The 18309-nt window shown below is 61.5% G+C and carries 21 protein-coding genes; 13 read left to right on the forward strand and 8 right to left on the reverse strand.

Features of this window, described 5'->3' with window-relative positions; genetic code table 11:
• From QOC89_RS13155 to QOC89_RS13200, 10 genes are all read left to right on the forward strand, one after another.
• A partial coding sequence (locus tag QOC89_RS13155) for an NADH-quinone oxidoreductase subunit N (RefSeq protein WP_323045408.1) occupies positions 1-795 on the forward strand: 795 nt, incomplete at its 5' end.
• A complete protein-coding gene (locus QOC89_RS13160; RefSeq protein WP_323045409.1) occupies positions 795-1091 on the forward strand; it encodes a DUF2818 family protein in 297 nt (98 codons plus the stop codon). The genes QOC89_RS13155 and QOC89_RS13160, both read left to right, overlap by 1 nt.
• Positions 1092-1133: 42 nt before the next feature.
• Positions 1134-1718, forward strand: coding sequence for an NUDIX hydrolase (locus tag QOC89_RS13165; protein WP_323045410.1), 585 nt, complete (start codon positions 1134-1136; stop codon positions 1716-1718).
• Positions 1719-2053: 335 nt separating this feature from the next.
• Positions 2054-2302 (forward strand): hypothetical protein, encoded by a 249-nt coding sequence (locus QOC89_RS13170; protein ID WP_323045411.1) that lies wholly within the window; start codon positions 2054-2056, stop codon positions 2300-2302.
• 51 nt (positions 2303-2353) lie between these two features.
• On the forward strand, positions 2354-2878 hold the full coding sequence (locus tag QOC89_RS13175; RefSeq protein ID WP_323045412.1) for a DNA-binding protein: 525 nt from the start codon (positions 2354-2356) through the stop codon (positions 2876-2878).
• A gap of 252 nt (positions 2879-3130) precedes the next feature.
• Positions 3131-3556, forward strand: a complete 426-nt coding sequence (locus QOC89_RS13180) for a DUF1178 family protein (protein ID WP_323045413.1) — start codon at positions 3131-3133, stop codon at positions 3554-3556.
• Positions 3557-3604: 48 nt separating this feature from the next.
• Entirely contained in the window at positions 3605-4801 is a 1197-nt protein-coding gene (locus tag QOC89_RS13185; protein WP_323045414.1) for an acyl-CoA dehydrogenase family protein, read from the forward strand.
• Positions 4802-4811: 10 nt separating this feature from the next.
• The gene (locus QOC89_RS13190) at positions 4812-5939 is read left to right on the forward strand and encodes an acyl-CoA dehydrogenase (protein WP_323045415.1); all 1128 of its coding nucleotides are present in this window, start codon (positions 4812-4814) and stop codon (positions 5937-5939) included.
• A gap of 34 nt (positions 5940-5973) precedes the next feature.
• Positions 5974-6432, forward strand: a complete 459-nt coding sequence (locus QOC89_RS13195; RefSeq protein ID WP_323045416.1) for a MaoC family dehydratase — start codon at positions 5974-5976, stop codon at positions 6430-6432.
• Complete coding sequence (locus tag QOC89_RS13200) at positions 6429-6905, forward strand: MaoC family dehydratase (protein ID WP_323045417.1); 477 nt, start codon at positions 6429-6431, stop codon at positions 6903-6905. Before QOC89_RS13195 ends, QOC89_RS13200 begins: the two co-directional genes overlap by 4 nt.
• A 157-nt stretch (positions 6906-7062) precedes the next feature.
• On the opposite strand, the gene QOC89_RS13205 is transcribed toward QOC89_RS13200, so the two are convergent.
• The 6 genes from QOC89_RS13205 to QOC89_RS13230 form a co-directional block, all read right to left on the reverse strand.
• On the reverse strand, positions 7063-7764 hold the full coding sequence (locus tag QOC89_RS13205) for a glutathione binding-like protein (protein ID WP_323045418.1): 702 nt from the start codon (positions 7762-7764) through the stop codon (positions 7063-7065).
• A 118-nt stretch (positions 7765-7882) separates the two neighbouring features.
• The gene (locus QOC89_RS13210) at positions 7883-9142 is read right to left on the reverse strand and encodes an acyl-CoA dehydrogenase family protein (protein ID WP_323045419.1); all 1260 of its coding nucleotides are present in this window, start codon (positions 9140-9142) and stop codon (positions 7883-7885) included.
• Positions 9143-9209: 67 nt separating this feature from the next.
• Positions 9210-10316: a phosphotransferase gene (locus QOC89_RS13215; protein ID WP_323045420.1), complete on the reverse strand. Its 1107-nt coding sequence runs from the start codon at positions 10314-10316 to the stop codon at positions 9210-9212.
• 19 nt (positions 10317-10335) lie between these two features.
• Positions 10336-11052: a histidine phosphatase family protein gene (locus QOC89_RS13220; protein WP_323045421.1), complete on the reverse strand. Its 717-nt coding sequence runs from the start codon at positions 11050-11052 to the stop codon at positions 10336-10338.
• A 21-nt stretch (positions 11053-11073) separates the two neighbouring features.
• On the reverse strand, positions 11074-11862 hold the full coding sequence (locus tag QOC89_RS13225) for an oxepin-CoA hydrolase, alternative type (protein WP_323045422.1): 789 nt from the start codon (positions 11860-11862) through the stop codon (positions 11074-11076).
• A complete protein-coding gene (locus tag QOC89_RS13230; protein ID WP_323045423.1) occupies positions 11859-13415 on the reverse strand; it encodes a 3-hydroxyacyl-CoA dehydrogenase in 1557 nt (518 codons plus the stop codon). Before QOC89_RS13230 ends, QOC89_RS13225 begins: the two co-directional genes overlap by 4 nt.
• Before the next feature lie 127 nt (positions 13416-13542).
• On the opposite strand from QOC89_RS13230, the gene QOC89_RS13235 reads away from it, so the two are divergent.
• Positions 13543-14190, forward strand: a complete 648-nt coding sequence (locus tag QOC89_RS13235; protein WP_323045424.1) for a glutathione S-transferase — start codon at positions 13543-13545, stop codon at positions 14188-14190.
• A gap of 109 nt (positions 14191-14299) precedes the next feature.
• Here QOC89_RS13235 and QOC89_RS13240 read toward each other — a convergent pair whose 3' ends face one another.
• Together QOC89_RS13240 and QOC89_RS13245 are read right to left on the reverse strand one after the other, a co-directional pair.
• The gene (locus tag QOC89_RS13240) at positions 14300-15472 is read right to left on the reverse strand and encodes a pyridoxal phosphate-dependent aminotransferase (RefSeq protein WP_323045425.1); all 1173 of its coding nucleotides are present in this window, start codon (positions 15470-15472) and stop codon (positions 14300-14302) included.
• A 148-nt stretch (positions 15473-15620) separates the two neighbouring features.
• Entirely contained in the window at positions 15621-16109 is a 489-nt protein-coding gene (locus tag QOC89_RS13245) for a putative toxin-antitoxin system toxin component, PIN family (protein WP_323045426.1), read from the reverse strand.
• A 57-nt stretch (positions 16110-16166) separates the two neighbouring features.
• Between QOC89_RS13245 and yaaA the strand changes: the two genes are divergently transcribed.
• Both yaaA and QOC89_RS13255 read left to right on the forward strand, forming a co-directional pair.
• On the forward strand, positions 16167-16976 hold the full coding sequence (yaaA, locus tag QOC89_RS13250) for a peroxide stress protein YaaA (RefSeq protein WP_323045427.1): 810 nt from the start codon (positions 16167-16169) through the stop codon (positions 16974-16976).
• Positions 16977-16999: 23 nt separating this feature from the next.
• A complete protein-coding gene (locus QOC89_RS13255) occupies positions 17000-18154 on the forward strand; it encodes a M14-type cytosolic carboxypeptidase (protein ID WP_323045428.1) in 1155 nt (384 codons plus the stop codon).
• Positions 18155-18309: the final 155 nt, after the last annotated feature.

Below are 18309 nucleotides of genomic sequence, written 5' to 3' on the forward strand. Positions count from 1 at the left end.
ATGTGGGTGCCTGACGTGTACCAAGGCGCACCGACCGCAATGACGCTGCTCGTCGGCGGCGGTCCGAAGGTCGCGGCATTCGCGTGGGGTCTGCGTTTCCTCGTGATGGGTCTGCTGCCGCTGGCCGTCGAGTGGCAGGAAATGCTGGTGATCCTGGCGGCGCTGTCGCTGATCGTCGGCAACATCACCGGTATCGTGCAACGCAACGTCAAGCGGATGCTCGCGTATTCGGCAATTTCGAACATGGGCTTCGTGTTGCTCGGCCTGCTGGCTGGCGTCGTGGACCACAAGACCACGGGCGCCGCCAACGCGTACGGCTCGGCGATGTACTACAGCATCGTCTACCTGATTACGACGATGGGCACCTTCGGCATCATCATGCTGCTGGCACGCCGCGATTTCGAAGCGGACACGCTCGAAGACTTCAAGGGCCTGAATCAACGTAGCCCGGTATTCGCTTTCGTCATGATGGTGATGATGTTCTCGCTCGCCGGCATTCCGCCCGCCGTCGGTTTCTACGCCAAGCTCGCGGTGTTGCAGGCAACCATGAATGCCGGGTTGACGTGGCTCACCGTGTTGGCCGTCATCACGTCGCTGTTCGGCGCGTTCTACTACCTGCGTATCGTCAAGCTGATGTACTTCGACGAACCGCAAGACAAATCGCCGATCCTCGCCGACACGAGCACGCGTGCGTTGCTGGCACTCAATGGTGTCGCCGTGCTGGTGCTCGGTATCGTGCCGGATCCGCTGTTGAAGGCCTGCCTGCAGGCTATCCAGCACACGCTGCTGCTCTGATGTCGGCTGCGGGCTGGTTTATCGTGTTGTTGGCGCTGGTCGGCGCCAACCTGCCGTTCCTCAATCAACGGCTCTTCGCCGTCGTGCCGTTGAAGGCGGCGAAGAAGAGCGCCTGGATCCGGATTGCCGAATTGATCGTGCTGTACTTTGCGGTCGGCGCGCTCGGTTTTCTGCTGGAAGCACGCGCGGGTAACCGGTTCGAACAGGGGTGGCAGTTCTACGCGATCACGTTTGCATTGTTCGTCGTGTTCGCATTCCCCGGCTTTACCTTCCAGTATCTCGTCAAACGCCGCTGACGGCCTTTCGCCGTCGCGCATCAAGCTGTTCTGAGGTCGTATATGGCTGAACTTCCCGATCACGACGCCGCGCTTACCGAGACCTGTACGGAGAGCAAAACGATCCATCAAGGGCCGTTCCTTACGCTCAAATGCGATACGGTCCGCTTGCCGGACGGTAAGCAGGCTACGCGCGAGTACGTTCAGCATCCGGGCGCCGTGATGGTGATTCCGCTATTCGACGACGGCCGTGTGTTGCTGGAAAGTCAGTACCGTTATCCGATGGGCAAGGTGATGGTCGAATATCCGGCGGGCAAGCTCGATCCGAACGAAGGCGCACTGGCTTGCGCGAAACGGGAGCTGCGGGAAGAGACCGGCTATACCGCGCGCGAGTATGTTTATCTGACGCGCATTCATCCCATCATTTCCTACTCGACCGAGTTCATCGATATTTACCTGGCGCGCGGATTGACTGCCGGCGAGCGTAAACTCGACGACGGCGAATTTCTCGAACTGTTCACGGCGACTGTGGCCGATGTGTCCGAGTGGGTGCGCACCGGCAAGATTACCGATGTGAAGACCGTCATTGGCACGTTCTGGCTGGAGAAGGTGTTGTCGGGTACCTGGCCAATGGCCGAGCCGCAATAGCGCGCGCTGTTTGTAACGCCGACCGGGCGCGAGTCGCGCCGGCTGGAAAATTCGCAAAAAAGCCCCTGTTGGTCCATGACCGCAGGGGCTTTGCCATTGCGGGTACGAAATCGACTCAATGCGCTAGCACGTGGCTGAAAAATGGGTTCTCGTCCTATGCCATCCGACAGTCTCGCCCCCCGTTTGTTGCCGCTCTAGTATCGATGGCTGGCAACGGAGTTTGTTATCGCACTTATTCCGGATAACGAATGATATGAGATGGTTTTGCGCGAGGACGTATTTTTGTGGTTGTCACTTGACAACCATTGGCGTACGCCTTAAATTGGAGGGTATAGATGGTTCGTGGAATCCATTCCAAGAAAGAAGTCGAGGCCGCGTTGGCTTACGCGGAAAGAAACGGCTGGCGTGTGCAGGGCGGCGGCAAAGGTCATGCGTGGGGAAAGATGTACTGCCCTTACAAGGAGGCGGAGTGTCGCTGCGGTGAGTTCTGCATTTCGAGTGTGTGGAGCACGCCGAAGAATCCCGGGAATCACGCAAGGCACCTTAGGCGCATCGTCGACAACTGCACGGCGCGTCGGCAGTAAACGTGTTCGAAGGGCAAAAAGCCCGAAGCTGAATGAAGGCAGGAGTAGCTTATGGAATATGTGTTCACCTTGAAGTACAGGCTTGCCGCTGAAGATTGCGATCTTGACGAGATCGTCGAGCGGCTGGGCGAAGCGGGATGTGACGACGCTACGATCGGCGTAGGGCAGCCAGGGCGCATTGCGCTGTTTTTTGCACGCGAGGGCGCATCAGCGTTCGAGGCGCTTGTCAGCGCACTCAAAGATATCAAACAGGTCGTGCCGTCCGCACGCCTTGTCGAAGCGGGGCCGGATTTCGTCGGCCTTACGGATGTCGCTGAGGTCGCGGGCGTGTCACGGCAAAACATGCGTAAGCTGATGCTGAGCCATGCTATTGATTTTCCACCGCCGGTACACGAGGGCAGTGCGTCGGTATGGCATCTGTCGGACATTCTGGATTGGCTGACCGCGCGTGGCGGCTATGACATCAAGGCGGACGTGTTCGATGTCGCCAAATCGGCCAAGCAGATCAACCTCGCCAAAGAGGCGCTCGAACTCGAACCGCGGCTTAACCGCCAACTCGAATCCCTTGTGGCTTAAAAGGTGCGCAGCGGTGAGCGCGCGAACCCATGGGTGCCATACGTTCAGCGCGCTCTTTCATCTGCGGGTTTTCGGTGTGCCGTTCGCTGATTGACTCACCTTCGGCAGCCCGTTGCGCAAAGCGTTAAAATCGCGCACCGCGTTCGATTTGTCGGCGACGCCTGGCGTCAATGCGCCGTCCGTAGAAATTTACGAACGACCGTTCACAAATTTCCATTTTGCGCTAAACTGGCACGCAAGCCCTGATTCCACATGAAGGTCCTCGATTTACAGTGTCCGCATGGCCATCGGTTCGAAGGCTGGTTCGCTTCGGCGGATGATTTCGAGTCGCAGCAGTCCCGCAAGCTCATTGAATGTCCGATCTGCGGCGCGAACGAAGTGAGCCGTTTGCCGTCGGCGCCCCGGTTGAACCTGTCGGGGGCGACTGATACGAAAGTCCCGGCGGGCGCGGCGGACATGCAGGCGCGTGTGATGCGCGCTTTGCGCGAGGTACTGGAAAAGACTGAGAACGTGGGCGACCGCTTCGCTGAGGAAGCACGGCGCATTCACTACAACGAAGCGCCTGCACGCAATATTCGCGGTGTCACGACACCGGAAGATGCGAAAGCCTTAGTCGAAGAAGGCATCGAAGTGATGCCGCTGCCGGTCCCGGCTGCCTTGAAGGAACCGCTGCAATAGCGCAGTGGCTCACTGGCGGCGGGCGGTCGCGGCCAGGAGACACTACGCATGAATCTGGACTATTCCCCCGCTGACGACGCGTTCCGCGCCGACATCCGCGCCTGGCTCGAAGCGAATTTGCCTCGCGAGCTGAGCGACAAGGTACTCAACCACAAACGTCTGAACCGTGAAGACTTCGCTGGCTGGCACAAGCTGCTCGGCACGCGCGGCTGGTCGGTCATCGCATGGCCGAAGGAATACGGCGGCCCGGGCTGGGACGCGACCCAACGGCATATCTGGGACGAAGAGTGCGCGCGTATCGGCGCGCCGTCCGTGCTGCCCTTCGGCGTCTCGATGGTGGCACCGGTGCTGATGAAGTACGGCAATGAGGCGCAGAAGCGCCACTATCTGCCACGCATACTCGACGGTACTGACTGGTGGTGTCAGGGCTATTCCGAGCCTGGCTCCGGTTCCGACCTGGCCTCACTGCGAACGCGTGCCGAGCGCGTTGGCGATCACTATGTGGTCAACGGTCAGAAAACCTGGACCACACTGGGCCAGTACGCCGACATGATGTTCTGCCTCGTTCGTACCGACAGCGGCGCAAAAAAGCAGGAGGGCATTTCCTTCCTGCTGGTCGACATGAAAACGCCTGGTATTACCGTGCGCCCGATCATCACGCTCGACGAAGACCACGAAGTCAACGAAGTCTTCTTCGAGGACGTGAAGGTGCCGGTCGAGAATCTGGTCGGCGAAGAGAATCGCGGCTGGACTTATGCGAAGTACTTGCTTGGACACGAGCGCACGGGTATCGCTCGTGTCGGTCAATCGAAGCGCGAACTCGTATTTCTGAAGCGCCTCGCGCTGGATCAGAAGAAGAACGGCAAACCGTTGCTGCAGGATCCTGTGTTTGCCGCCAAAGTCGCGAGTCTCGAGATTGAACTGATGGCCCTCGAAGTCACCGTGCAACGCGTGGTGGCCAATGAAACGGGCGGACGTGGGCCGGGTCCCGAGGCGTCCATGCTCAAGATCAAGGGCACGGAAGTGCAGCAGGCACTAACCGAACTCATGTTCGAAGCAATCGGACCGCTCGCCGCACCGTTCGACGTGCCATTCCTCGAAGGCGAACGCGAACATAGCGTCGCCGGTGACGATGACGCCGCGCCGTTGGCCGCGTACTACTTCAACTTCCGCAAGACGTCGATTTACGGCGGCTCGAACGAAATTCAAAAGAACATCATCGCGCAGATGATTCTGGGACTTTGAGGAGCGGCGCATGGACTTCACTTTCAACGACGAACAACAGCAATTTGCCGACGCGCTGCGCCGCTATCTGGACAAGAGCTACGGGTTCGAAGCGCGCCAGGCGATCGTGCAATCGGAAGCCGGCGTGTCGGATCCGCACTGGGCAGCCTTTACCGAACTCGGCCTGACCGCTTTGCCGGTGCCGGAAGCTCACGGTGGCTTCAACGGCAGCCCGATCGATATGCTGGTCGTCATGCAGGAACTCGGGCGTGCTTTAGTGATCGAGCCGTATTGGGCGACCGCGGTGGGCATCGAGGCGCTACGGCTGGCGGGCACGCAGCAGGGCGAAGACGCATCGCTGCTCGAACGCGCGGCTCAGGGTGAGATCAAGCTGGCAGTGGCATTTCACGAGCCGCACGCGCGCTACGACCTGTTCGAGGTCGCGACTGTTGCGAACGGGCAGCGCGATCAACAGACATTGACTGGCACGAAATCGGTTGTACTGCACGGCGCGCAAGCGGATTACTGGATCGTGCCAGCAAGGCTCGATGGCGAGATCGCGCTCTTTGTCGTCGCTCGCGATGCGGCTGGCGTTGCAGTGACCGACTACCGCACAATCGACGGCCAGCGTGCCGCGACACTCAGGTTCAACGGCACGCCGGCTCGCCAGCTCACCGGCAAGCACGCCGGTGCCGCGGCTCTGGAACACATCGCGGACTACGGCACGGTATTGCTGTGTGCGGAAGCGGTCGGCGCGCTCGACGCGTTGAACCATGCAACGGTCGAATACACCAAAACGCGCCAGCAATTCGGCCAGCCGATCGCACGATTTCAGGCGTTGCAGCACCGCATGGTCGAGATGCTGATTCACGCCGAGCAGGCGCGGTCGGTCACTTATCTCGCGGCCATGCGATACACGAGCGCAGATGCCGACGAACGTCGTCGCGCGGTCTCCGCCGCGAAAGCGCGAGTGGGTCAGGCCGCACGCTTTGTTGGTCAGCAGGCGGTCCAGTTGCACGGCGGCATGGGCGTTACGAACGAAGTCGCGGCGGCGCATCTGTTCAAACGTCTTGCTATCATCGAAACCACGTTGGGCGATGTTGATCACCATCTCGCGCGGTTCGCCGCGCTGCCTGGCTTTGTCATCGCCGAAGCTTGATCAGCCGGGCGAATCGGAAGAAAGAGGTGTGACGATGGGTCTGAGTTATGAAGACATGGTAGTCGGCACGACTACCGAAATCGGCAAGCATACTTTCACGCGCGAAGAGATTGTCGAGTTCGCGGAGAAGTTCGATCCGCAGCCGTTTCATCTGGACGAGGCTGCAGCCGCGGCGTCGCCGTTTCGCGGACTGGTCGCAAGCGGCTGGCACACCTGTTCCGTGATGATGGGCATGCTCGTGCGCACCGCGATCGCGGGTTCCACGTCGATGGGCTCGCCCGGCATCGACGAAATTCGCTGGTTAAAGCCGGTGCGCGTCGGCGACACGATCACGATGATGAACGCCGTACTCGGCAAGCGCGTATCGGAGAGTAAGCCGGATCGCGGCATCGTTTCGACGCAGTGGGAAGGCTTCAACCAGCACGGCGAAATGGTGATCAGCGTACGCTCCAAGGCTTTGTTCGGACTGCGCAATCCCGGGGCCACGTCGTGACGGGCAGCGCGTTGTCTGCCGCCACGTTTGGCGATGCGGCGGCATTGCGCGCGCTGATTGGCGCTGAACCACTCGTTAGCGACTGGCTGACGGTCGATCAGGCGAGTGTCGATCGTTTCGCCGAGGCCACCGGCGATCATCAATGGATTCACGTGGACCCGGAGCGGGCGCGGCGTGAGTCCCCGTTCGGTGGTCCGGTCGCGCATGGGTTCATGACGCTGTCGCTGATTCCCGCGCTACTCGACCAGACGGTGGCACTCGTGCAGCGCATGGGCGTCAATTACGGCTTGAATCGCGTGAGGTTCACGTCGCCGGTGCTGGTCGGTTCACAATTGCGGGCACGGTTCGCGGTTGCATCCGTCACTGACGTCGACAACGCGGGGGTGCAGGTCGAGTGGAACGTAACGCTGGAGCAGCAGGGTAGTGAGCGGCCCGTATGTGTCGCGGCATTTATCACGCGACACTATTTCTAACGGGGATAACCGCGAGTCGCCCGCATGGCAAAAAAGCGCGAGTGGCAGTAACGTCATCTCGCGCTTTTTTATATCGACGTACGTGCGGCTGACAACAACGCTGCGGTCACATTGTCAACGCGAGCGAATCGGACGCGACGGCACACACGGCCGCAAATTACCGCTTCGCGTACTGCGTCGCGCCGAATAGTATTTCCTTAGCCTTATCGTCCATGAGCGGTTTGCGGGCCGACGCCAGCACGTCGACACCGCGCACGACCGCCGGACGTGCGGCAATGTCTTCATGCCAGCGCTTCACATTCGGAAGCTCATTGAGATCGACCCCCTGGTTTTGCCACGAGCGGGTCCACGGAAACGCGGCGATATCCGCAATCGTGTAATCGTTGCCGGCCAGATACCGGGTCTTGCCGAGTTGTGTATCCATTACGCCATAGAGGCGTCGCGTTTCGTTCGTGTAGCGATTGATCGCGTATTCGATCGGCTCCGGCGCGTAGACGCGGAAGTGATGCGTTTGCCCGAGCATGGGACCTAATCCGCCCATCTGGAACATCAGCCATTGCAGTGTTGCATAGCGTGCGGCTGGGTCGGTCGGCAGGAACTTGCCGGTTTTCTCGGCGAGATAAAGCAGAATCGCCCCCGATTCGAATAGCGCGAACGGTTTGCCGTCGGCGCCCTTGGGACCCTCGGAATCGACGATCGCCGGAATCTTGTTGTTCGGGCTGATAGCGAGGAACTCGGGTTTGAACTGGTCGCCCGCGCCGATATCCACGGCATGCGCGGTGTATGCGAGGCCGGTTTCCTCGAGCATGATGTGAACCTTGTGGCCGTTCGGGGTGGCCCAGCTATAGACGTCGATCATCCTGGCTCCTTCGTTTCGTGGAAGCGGCGCCACCAAGGGCGCCGCAGTCGACGAAAATTAGAGCACAGATCGGACGATGCTGCTGGCCGTGAACTCGCGCGATCGCGTCGGCCCGATCTCAAACCCGCGTAATCGGCGTCTCCACGCGAGCCGCGGCACCCGCATCCATATAGCGCGCCAATTCGAGCTTTGCGATTGCGTTGCGATGCACTTCGTCCGGGCCATCGGCGAAGCGTAAGGTCCGCGCGGATGCATATGCATACGCCAGCGGAAAATCGTCGCTGACGCCGCCGCCGCCGTGTGCCTGGATCGCCCAGTCGATCACCTGACACGCCATATTCGGCGCGACCACCTTGATCATCGCAATCTCGCCGCGCGCGCCCTTGTTGCCGACGGTGTCCATCATGTATGCGGTCTTCAACGTCAACAGACGCGCTTGCTCGATCATGCAGCGTGCTTCAGCGAGACGCTCCTGGGTGACGCCCTGCGCCGCGACCGGCTTGCCGAACGCCACCCGTTGCAGCGAGCGCTTCGCCATCAATTCAATCGCGCGCTCGGCGAGGCCGATCAACCGCATGCAATGGTGGATGCGTCCCGGTCCGAGGCGGCCTTGGGCGATTTCGAAACCGCGTCCTTCACCGAGCAGCATGTTGGTGGCCGGCACGCGCACGTTTTCGAGCGTGATTTCCATGTGGCCGTGCGGCGCGTCGTCATAACCGAACACGGTGAGAGGGCGGTGCACGGTGATGCCGGTCGCGTCGGCGGGCACCAGAATCATCGACTGCTGCGCATGGCGCGGCGCCTCAGGATCGGTCTTGCCCATCACGATGTAGACCTTGCAGCGCGGATCCCCCGCACCGGACGACCACCACTTGTGGCCGTTGATCACGTAGTAGTCGCCATCGCGCACGATGCTCGTCTGAATGTTGGTTGCGTCCGACGACGCCACTTCCGGCTCGGTCATCAGAAACGCCGAACGGATTTGCCCCTGCAACAGCGGTTCGAGCCATTCGCGCTTGTTGTCGTCGCTGCCGTAGCGCTCGATCGTTTCCATGTTGCCGGTGTCGGGCGCGTTGCAGTTGAACACTTCCGGCGCCCACGGTACACGGCCCATGATCTCGCACAGCGGCGCGTATTCAAGATTCGTCAGACCGGCGCCTCGTACCGATTCAGGCAGGAACAGGTTCCACAAGCCGGCGTCGCGCGCCTTCTGTTTCAGTTGCTCGATCAGTTCAGTCGGCAGCCATGCGTTGCCGTTCTGGCGATTGCGCGCGATCTCGGCGTAGAACGCCTGCTCGTTCGGATAGATGTGTTCGTCAAAGAAGGCGAGCAGTTTCTCGCGCAGCGCCTGAACCTTCGGGGTGTAATCGAAATTCATGTATGACCTCGCGGATGACGAATAACGTTTGTTCGGGAGCGCAGCTCGCTGCGCCGATTCGATTCGGTTAGCGCACCTTCTGCGCATAGCGCCAGGCGAGTTCGGCCATCGGCTTGGCACGACGGCCGGCATCGAGCGCCTGAGCGCTGGCCGCCGTGCCGTCAACCACACGTTTCATGATCCCTTGCAGGATCGCGGCGATGCGGAACATGTTGTAGGCCAGATAGAAATTCCAGTCGCCGTGGATCTCGAAGCCGGTGCGTTTGCAATAGCGCTCGACGTATTGCGCTTCGTCGGGAATACCGAGGGCCGCCCAATCGAGACCCGCGATGCCGCGGAATTGCGTCGGATCGACGTGCCATGCCATGCAGTGATAGGCGAAGTCGGCGAGCGGGTCGCCGAGCGTCGACAGTTCCCAGTCGAGCACGGCGAGTACCCGTGGCTCATTGGGATGGAAGATCAGATTGTCGAGCCGGTAGTCGCCATGCACGACCGACGCGCGCTCACCCGTTTCGGCCGGCATGTGTTGCGGAAGCCATTCGATCAGGCGTTGCATCGCATCGATCGGTTCCGTTTCGGAGGCGATGTACTGTTTGCTCCAGCGGCCGATCTGGCGCGCGAAGTAGTTGCCCGGTTTGCCGTAGTCCGCAAGGCCGATTGCTGCTACATCGACGCTATGCAGCGCGGCAATCACGCGATTCATTTCATCGTAAACCGCCGTGCGCTCCGCAGGCGTCATGCCGGGCAAGGACTGGTCCCACAGCACGCGGCCCTCGACGAACTCCATCACGTAGAACGCCCGGCCAATCACGCTCTCGTCCTCGCACAACGCGAGCATTTTCGCGACCGGCACGTCGGTGTCGGCAAGTGCATGCATCACCCGGTATTCGCGTTCGACGGCGTGCGCCGAGGGCAGTAACTTCGCGGCCGGCCCGGGCTTGGCGCGCATCACATACGCACGCGACGGCGTGACGAGTTTGAAGGTGGGATTGGACTGGCCGCCCGCGAATTGTTCCAGCGTGAGCGGTCCGGTGAATCCGTCGACATGCTGGCTTAGCCACGCGGCGAGCGCGTCACTGTCGAAGCGTTGCCGCTCATTGACCGGACGCGTGCCCTCGAAGTCCGAGTAATCTGGTTTGTGTTCTGGTTCGCCGGTCTGTGTGGCTTGCACCATATGTCTCCTCCAGTTCGGTTCAGCTACGCTTGTATTGAATGAATTGTGCGTAGAGCATTTCCATCGTGGTGTTGCGAACGTCGCGATGGAGTGGCGACGGCGGTGAATAGTTGATCGTGCGCAGCACCCAGTCGCGCAGCGCGGTGCCGACGTCGAGCGCGTTGATGCAACCGGTGGCCTGCGCCAGATGGCCGAAGAACGTGCGGCCGCCCGCGGTGAGCGCGTGCGACAGAATCGCGCGATTCACCCCGCCGTGCAGCACCAGCAGCACAGTGTCCCACGACGTGTCCTCGCGCAATGCCGCCAGCGCGGGCAACACGCGGTCGAACAACGCGCCGATGGTTTCGCCGTCGAGAAAGCGCGTGCTTTCCGGCACGACGCCGTCGAACACGCCGAGAAATGCCGCTTCCATGTCCTGAAGCGGAATATTGCCAAGCTTACCGCCGCGAATTTCCTGCCATGCGGGCTCGACCTCGAGCTCGATCTGCTGACCGGTCTCGGCCAGGACGCGCTGCGCGGTTTCGACCGTGCGCGGCAAACCGCTCACGATCACCCGGTCGAACCGGACTTGCTGCCCGGCGAACACGCGGCCTGCCGCGCTTGCCTGCTCGCGGCCGTTCGCATTCAACGGTACCGTTTCAGGATCGATCGCGCGGCCGCTGTCGTCGAAGTAGGTCACGTCGCCGTGACGCATCAGGAAGATCCGGCGGCGCTGCGGCAGTTGATAGTCAGGCATTGTCCCTTCGTTCACTGAGGTTCACTTGTAGACCGGCGCGCGCTTTTCGAGGAATGCGGAAATTCCTTCGAGCCCTTCGCGATGGTGCAGGGATGCGACGAAGCTGTCGCGCTCGGCAACCAGATGTTCGGCGAGCGGCTGGGCGCCGGCCGCGCCGATGAGCCCCTTGATGCGCGCGACCGAATTCGGCGAAATCTTGCCTAGCTCGTCAGCCCAGGCGACAGCGGTGTCGCGCACTGTGCCGGCCTTGGCCAGTTTGTTGACGACGCCGAGTTCGTGCAGACGCGTGGCGCCGATCGGTTTGCCTTCGATCAGCACCTCGGTTGCCAGCTGGCGCGGCAACGCCTGCGCGAGGAACCATGAGCCGCCGCCGTCGGGCGTGAGACCGACGCGCGCATACGACATCACGAACCTGGCGTCTTCCGCGGCGACGATCAGATCGCAGGCGAGCGCCAGCGAAAATCCTGCGCCGGCCGCGGCGCCCTCAACAGCAGCGATCACCGGCTTCGACGACAGACGCAGCGCCGAAATCCATTCGCCCAGCAGATCGATACTCTCGGCCTGTACCGATGGATCTTTCGCGCGGTTTTCCAGCAGACGGTTCAGATTGCCGCCGGCACAAAAAAAGTTGTCCGCGCCGGTAATCACGACCGCGCGGATCGACGGATCGCGCTCGACCGAATCGAGCGCTTCGATGCCCGCGGCATACATGTCCGGATGCAGCGCATTGCGTGCGCCGGGGTTCGACAGCGTGAGGACTAGCGTCGATTCGCTTTCGGTCGGGCGCGAGGTCAGCAGTTCGGCGCTCATTGTTGGGTCTCCCTTTGAGTGTCGGCGGCGTCGCGTTGGGTGAGGGACAGGCCAAGTTGCGCCCGCCGTGCAAGCCACGGTGATGGACGGTAGCGTGGATCGCCGAGTACGCTGAAGATATTGCGCAAGATCGTGAGGATCGTTGCCGCGCCAAGTGCATCGCCGAGTGCGAGCGGCCCACGCGGGTAGCCGAGGCCGAGCATCACGGCGAGGTCGATATCGTCCGGCGTGGCGATCTGTTTCTGAGCGATGTCGCAGCCGATATTGACGATGGTCGCCACCACGCGTTGCGCGACGAAGCCGGTCGAGTCGCGGATGACGGTGACGGGAATGCCGTCGGCGGCCAACAGCGCGTGCGCGCTCTCGCGTGCGGCGCGGCTGGTGGCCGGGGTTGTCATCAGCGTGCGGCGCTGTGCCGCGAGCAGCGGGAACAGCGTGTCGAAAGCGACAACGCGGGTTGCATCGAGTGCTTCGTCAACGGCAGCGGTGGTCGCGTCATGACCGAACGGTGTTACGACGATCAGTGAGTCCGCTGCGGGCGTGGCGCCGTCGTCGAGCTTGACGCCGGCCTTGGTGACGAGCTGCGCGACGGCTTCGTGCGCTTGCGGATAGCGCTTGCTGACCCACACGCTTTGCGGCAGTTCGGTTGGCGCGGGCGCCTCGGCTGGCACTTGCTGTTTGCCGTCTTCATAGCGGTAGAAGCCCTCGCCCGTCTTGCGGCCGATCAGTCCACCCGCGAGCCGCGTGCCCGTGATCGGTGAGGGTGTGAAGCGCGGCTCTTCGTAGAACTGGTGATAGATCGATTCCATCACGGGATGCGATACGTCGAGCGCGGTCAGATCGAGTAGTTCGAACGGCCCGAGACGAAACCCCGCCTGCTCGCGCATGATGCGGTCGATGTCGGCGAAGCTCGCCACGCCTTCGCCCGCCACGCGCAGGCCTTCTGTGTTCATCCCGCGGCCGGCATGATTGACGATGAAGCCGGGCATGTCTTTCGCGCGCACCGGCGTGTGGCCCATGCGGCGCGCGAGATCCATCAGCGCGTCGCCGGCGGCGGGATCGCTGCGCAGGCCGTCGATCACTTCGACGACCTTCATCAACGGAACCGGATTGAAGAAATGGTAACCCGCTACGCGCGACGGATTCGTGCAACCCGCCGCAATCGCGGTAATCGACAACGACGACGTATTCGATGCCAGCACGCAGCGCCCGCTTACCACTGCTTCGAGTTCGCGAAAAAGGGCTTGCTTCACCTCGAGCTTTTCGACGATCGCCTCGACGACCAGATCGCAATCGGCCAGATCGCCGATCACCTGCGCGCCGCTCACGTTCGCCAGCGCGGCGAGCGAGCGGGCCTGATCGAGCTTGCCTTTGGCGGTCAATTTGGCGAAAGTCTCGGCAAGGTAGTCACGCGCGGCGCCGATCGCGGCGGGATTCGTGTCGTACAGACGCACGGTAAGGCCCGCCAGTGCGGCAATCTGGGCGATGCCACGCCCCATTGCACCGGTTCCGACAATGCCGATAGTCTCGATACTGAAATTGCGAGAGGTCATTGTGATGCTCGACTCCATGGTTATTTTAGAATAGCACGATCGTGCAATTTACTGGATGATTGATCGAAGGCCGCCGCTTTTGATGTCGACGAGCGGTCTCATACAACCCGAAGGAAGGAGACACCCCATGATCAAGCTGTGCGGTTTCGCGCTCTCGAACTATTACAACAAGGTGAAGTTCGTGCTTCTCGAACACGGCATTCCGTTCGAGGAAGTGTTCGTGCTGCCGAGCCAGGAAGAGACGATGCTCGAGCATTCTCCGCTCGGCAAGGTGCCCTATATCCAGACCGAGCGCGGCGATCTGTGCGAATCGCAAAGCATTGTCGAGTATCTGGCCGCGCGTTTTCCCGACAAGGCGATCTTCTCCGCTGACCCATGGGAGGCAGCCAAGGAGCGCGAGTTGATCATGTTCGTAGACGTGCATCTCGAACTGACCGCACGCAATCTCTACAAGCAGGCGTTCTTCGGCGGTACCGTGACTGATGCGACCAAGGGGCGTATCGAGAAGTTGCTCGTACATCACATTGCCGGCTTCAAGCGGATCGCGAAGTTCGGGCCGTATCTGAGCGGCGAGCGTTTTAGTGTCGCGGACGCGGCGGGTTATGTGAGCTTGCCGCTGGTCGGCATGGCGACGCAGACCGTGTACGGCCGCGACTTCCTGCTCGACGCCGGTGTGGACTGGAAAAGCTATGTGAAGGCGATCAACGCCCGGCCGGCCGCGCAACGCGTGACCGAAGACCGTAAGGCGTATATCGCGGCATCGCGTGCGGCCTGAGGTATGGCGGTATTGAGGCCGAAATGAATCCGGGCGTGCAACGCACGCGCGGGCCGCTGCGCGCGATGGCGAGGAACGTGGGTTCGTTCGCAGCATCGCGCGGGACATCCTAGAGCCGCGCCAGCCGCTCGAGCGCGGTAGCGAGTGTGGCTTCCTGCTTGGCAAAGCAGAAACGCACCACGCCCGATTCATGGGCTTCGTGATAGAACGCCGAGACCGGGATCGCCGCGACACCCACCTCGCCGGTCAGCCATTGCGCGAAATCGGCTTCGGGCAAGTCGCTGATCGCCGAATAGTCGACGCACTGAAAGTAGGTGCCCGTGCAAGGCAGCAGCTTGAAGCGGGAATTCGCGAGCCCGGCGCGGAAGAAGTCGCGTTTCTTCTGGTAAAACGCAGGCAGATCCAGATACGGTGCCGGATCCTTCATGTAGTCCGCAAGACCCACCTGCATCGGCGTGTTGACCGTGAACACGTTGAACTGGTGCACTTTGCGGAATTCCGCAGTGAGCGCGGCGGGCGCGGCAACGTAGCCGACTTTCCAGCCGGTGACGTGATAGGTCTTGCCGAAGCTCGACACCACGAAGCTGCGCTGCGCCAGCTCCGGATAACGCGCCACGCTTTCATGCGGCGCGCCGTCGTAGACCATGTGCTCATACACTTCATCCGACAGAATCAGCACGTTGGTGCCGCGCACGATTTCCTCGAGCTTGCGCATGTCTTCACTGCGCCAGACTGTCCCGGTCGGATTGTGCGGCGTATTGATCAGCAGGAGCCGCGTTTTCGGGGTGATCGCGGCAGCAAGCTTGTCGAACGGGATCGTGTAGTCGGGCGCTTCGAGCGTGACGAATACGGGCTTGCCGCCAGCCAGTTCGATCGACGGCAGGTAACTGTCGTAGGTCGGCTCGACCACGATCACTTCGTCGCCCGGATGCACGGTGCAGAGAATCGCGGTCAGCAGCGCCTGCGTGGCGCCCGCGGTCACGGTGATCTCACTGGTGGCGTCGTAGCGGCGGCCGTACAGATTGGCGATCTTGTCCGAAATGGCCTGACGCAGCGGCGCGGCGCCCGCCATGGGCGGGTATTGATTGTGGCCGTCGCGCATGGCGTTTGCGACGGCGTCGACAATGCGGGGATCGCAGCCGAAGTCGGGGAAGCCCTGGCCGAGGTTCACCGCGCCTTTTTCGGCGGCGAGCGCACTCATGACGGTGAAGATCGTCGTGCCGACGTCCGGCAGGCGAGACGGAAACGAGGGACTCATGGGCGTGTCGTGCGGTGCATTCATGGCGCTGTCCGGAGCAGGGTCGAGTGAATTGGCGAAAGGCGTCGTTTGAAAAGGACGAAGCCTGATTGTAGGGAAAACGCGGCGCTGCGTGCGCACCTTCGGCCCAACGTTGGCCATTCGGCCAGGGGTCATAGGGTTACACGGGTTACTACACGGGCGCGGGTTCGTCCGCCGCGCTCATACAGGCGCTGACGAACGGCGCCGGCCGGGCAATCTGAAAACCGAAGTCACGCGCAATCCGTTTGGCAAGTTTCAACACTGCGCGGTCTTTCGATACCAGCCAGTGGGCCTGCGCGGCGTACGCGAGTTCGAGGAATTTCTGGTCGTCGCGGTCTTTGCATTTGGGCAGCGGCCTGGCATCTTCCGTGGGCGCCGCGGTCTCGACCAGCTGCGCGAGCCGCGCGACGACGGCAAGCGCCGCCGCCTTGTCGACATTGCGATGCACGAATTGCGGATAGTCGAGCACGTAGGTGAGTTCGGCGAGGCAGCGCGCGTCGATCAGCGCGGCCAGCGCGCCACTTTCGAGCGCGGCGCGGATCGGCCGCGTGTGCGGATCGTCGAACACGAGAATATCGATCCACACATTGGAATCGAGGACGACGCGCAAAGCGCCATGTGAGGCATGGGAACCGGGCATTCGTTACAATCTGGCTTTCGTCTTTGACCGCCAGGCACGGCGTGCCTGCAAGCCTCTATGATAATCGTTCTGTCGCCGGCGAAATCGCTCGACTACGAAACCCCTCCGCACGTCAAAAAGCACACGATCCCCGATTTCGTCGATGACGCGGCCGAATTGATCGGCGGGTTGCGCCGTTTGTCGCCACAGCAGATCGGCTCGCTGATGAGCATTTCCGATCAGCTTGCACACCTCAATTTCCAGCGTTACGCGGAGTGGTCGCCGAGTTTCGGCACGCACAACGCCAAGCAGGCGGTACTCGCGTTCAACGGCGACGTGTATGAAGGTTTCAACGCGAAGACGTTGTCGTCGGCCGATCTGGATTACGCGCAAAGCCATGTGCGCGTGCTGTCCGGCCTCTACGGATTGCTGCGCCCACTCGACCTGCTACAGCCGTATCGGCTCGAAATGGGTACACGCTTTGCCAACGCGCGCGGCAAGGATCTGTACGCGTTCTGGGGCGAGCGGATCACGCAGGCTTTGAACGCGCAACTGAAGAAGAACACGGTCGCGTCGCGCGTGCTGGTCAATTGCGCGTCGGGCGAGTACTTCAAGTCGGTCAAACCCAGGCTTCTCGACGCGCCGATCGTCACACCCGTGTTTGAAGACTGGAAGGGCGGCCGCTACAAGATCATCAGCTTTCACGCCAAGCGCGCGCGCGGTCTGATGGCGCGCTACGCTGTCGAGAACCGCCTCGACAAGCCCGAGCAGCTGAAGGACTTCGACTCTGAAGGCTATGCGTTCGACGCCGAAGCCTCGAACGATTCCACTTACGTATTCCGCCGCCGCATCGCCGACCAGGCGATTGCCGCGCACACAAGCGCATAAGCACACAAGCAGGGAAGCACATCATGACGTTATCGATTACGAGCAACTTCGACGCGGGCGCAATCGAAGTGCTGGCTTGCGAAGACGCTGGCAACATCCGTCTGCGCGTGCGGCCCGACAGTCACGCCGAGTTCGCGCAGTGGTTTTATTTCCGTTTGTCCGGCGCGGCCGGTGAGCGCTGCGTGATGACCTTCGAAAATGCCGCGGCCTGCGCTTTCGCCGAAGGCTGGCGCGACTATCAGGCAGTGGCGAGCTACGACCGGGTGAACTGGTTCCGCGTGCCGACTTCCTACGACGGCCGCGTGCTGACGATCGACCACACACCTGATTTCGACCGCATCTACTACGCGTATTTCGAGCCGTATGGCGAGGAGCGTCACTCGGAGTTTCTCGGCGCGGTCCAGCAATTGCCGCAGGCCACGCTCACGGAATTGGGCAAGACGGTCGAAGGCCGGCCAATGTCGCTGCTGACGCTTGGCACGCCGCAAACCGGCGAGACGCCTAAAAAGAAAATCTGGCTGATCGCGCGCCAGCATCCTGGCGAGACGATGGCCGAATGGTTTATCGAAGGACTCGTCAAGCGTCTCGTGGGCTGGGGCGATTGGGTGGGCGACCCGGTGGCGCGCAAGCTCTACGATCACGCGGTGTTCTACATCGTACCGAACATGAATCCGGACGGCAGCGTGCACGGCAATCTGCGCACCAACGCGACGGGTGCGAACCTGAACCGCGAATGGATGGAGCCGGACGCCGCGCGCAGTCCCGAGGTACTGGTGGTGCGCGACGCCATTCACGCGACCGGTTGCGATCTCTTTTTCGATATCCACGGCGACGAAGCGCTGCCGTATGTCTTCGTGGCCGGCTCCGAAATGCTGCCGGGTTTCACCGAGCGGCAAGGGGAGGAGCAGAAAGCGTTCATTGAGGCGTTCAAGCATGCGAGTCCCGACTTCCAGGACAAGTACGGCTACGCCGCGAGCAAGTATCGCGAGGATGCGCTCAAGCTGGCTTCAAAGTACATCGGCAATGAGTTCGGCTGTCTGTCGTTGACGCTGGAGATGCCGTTCAAGGACAACGCCAACCTGCCGGACGAGCGGGTGGGTTGGAATGGCGAACGTAGCGCGTCGCTGGGCGCTGCCATGCTGCAGGCAATTTTGCGGCACGTGGAGATGTTTGCCTGACCTGCCGTTGCAAAAAAAAGCGGGCACACACTGTATAGGTGTGTGCCCGCTTTTTATCTGGCGCCGGAATGACCCCGAAGCGCGGGTCAGTCGAAATGACCGCGAGGTCTTTGCCCGTTATTGACTCTTTTTCGCTGCGGGTTTCTTCGCGGCCG

The organism is Paraburkholderia sp., from assembly GCF_034668105.1.
Lineage (GTDB): Bacteria > Pseudomonadota > Gammaproteobacteria > Burkholderiales > Burkholderiaceae > Paraburkholderia.

Bases quoted from the DNA above. Each gene is read 5' to 3' on its own strand.
- QOC89_RS13160 (WP_323045409.1), top strand. From the start codon at position 795: ATGTCGGCTGCGGGCTGGTTTATCGTGTTGTTGGCGCTGGTCGGCGCC.
- QOC89_RS13165 (WP_323045410.1), top strand. From the start codon at position 1,134: ATGGCTGAACTTCCCGATCACGACGCCGCGCTTACCGAGACCTGTACG.
- QOC89_RS13170 (WP_323045411.1), top strand. From the start codon at position 2,054: ATGGTTCGTGGAATCCATTCCAAGAAAGAAGTCGAGGCCGCGTTGGCT.
- QOC89_RS13175 (WP_323045412.1), top strand. From the start codon at position 2,354: ATGGAATATGTGTTCACCTTGAAGTACAGGCTTGCCGCTGAAGATTGC.
- QOC89_RS13180 (WP_323045413.1), top strand. From the start codon at position 3,131: ATGAAGGTCCTCGATTTACAGTGTCCGCATGGCCATCGGTTCGAAGGC.
- QOC89_RS13185 (WP_323045414.1), top strand. From the start codon at position 3,605: ATGAATCTGGACTATTCCCCCGCTGACGACGCGTTCCGCGCCGACATC.
- QOC89_RS13190 (WP_323045415.1), top strand. From the start codon at position 4,812: ATGGACTTCACTTTCAACGACGAACAACAGCAATTTGCCGACGCGCTG.
- QOC89_RS13195 (WP_323045416.1), top strand. From the start codon at position 5,974: ATGGGTCTGAGTTATGAAGACATGGTAGTCGGCACGACTACCGAAATC.
- QOC89_RS13205 (WP_323045418.1), bottom strand. From the start codon at position 7,764: ATGATCGACGTCTATAGCTGGGCCACCCCGAACGGCCACAAGGTTCAC.
- QOC89_RS13210 (WP_323045419.1), bottom strand. From the start codon at position 9,142: ATGAATTTCGATTACACCCCGAAGGTTCAGGCGCTGCGCGAGAAACTG.
- QOC89_RS13215 (WP_323045420.1), bottom strand. From the start codon at position 10,316: ATGGTGCAAGCCACACAGACCGGCGAACCAGAACACAAACCAGATTAC.
- QOC89_RS13220 (WP_323045421.1), bottom strand. From the start codon at position 11,052: ATGCCTGACTATCAACTGCCGCAGCGCCGCCGGATCTTCCTGATGCGT.
- QOC89_RS13225 (WP_323045422.1), bottom strand. From the start codon at position 11,862: ATGAGCGCCGAACTGCTGACCTCGCGCCCGACCGAAAGCGAATCGACG.
- QOC89_RS13230 (WP_323045423.1), bottom strand. From the start codon at position 13,415: ATGACCTCTCGCAATTTCAGTATCGAGACTATCGGCATTGTCGGAACC.
- QOC89_RS13235 (WP_323045424.1), top strand. From the start codon at position 13,543: ATGATCAAGCTGTGCGGTTTCGCGCTCTCGAACTATTACAACAAGGTG.
- QOC89_RS13240 (WP_323045425.1), bottom strand. From the start codon at position 15,472: ATGAATGCACCGCACGACACGCCCATGAGTCCCTCGTTTCCGTCTCGC.
- QOC89_RS13245 (WP_323045426.1), bottom strand. From the start codon at position 16,109: ATGCCCGGTTCCCATGCCTCACATGGCGCTTTGCGCGTCGTCCTCGAT.
- yaaA (WP_323045427.1), top strand. From the start codon at position 16,167: ATGATAATCGTTCTGTCGCCGGCGAAATCGCTCGACTACGAAACCCCT.
- QOC89_RS13255 (WP_323045428.1), top strand. From the start codon at position 17,000: ATGACGTTATCGATTACGAGCAACTTCGACGCGGGCGCAATCGAAGTG.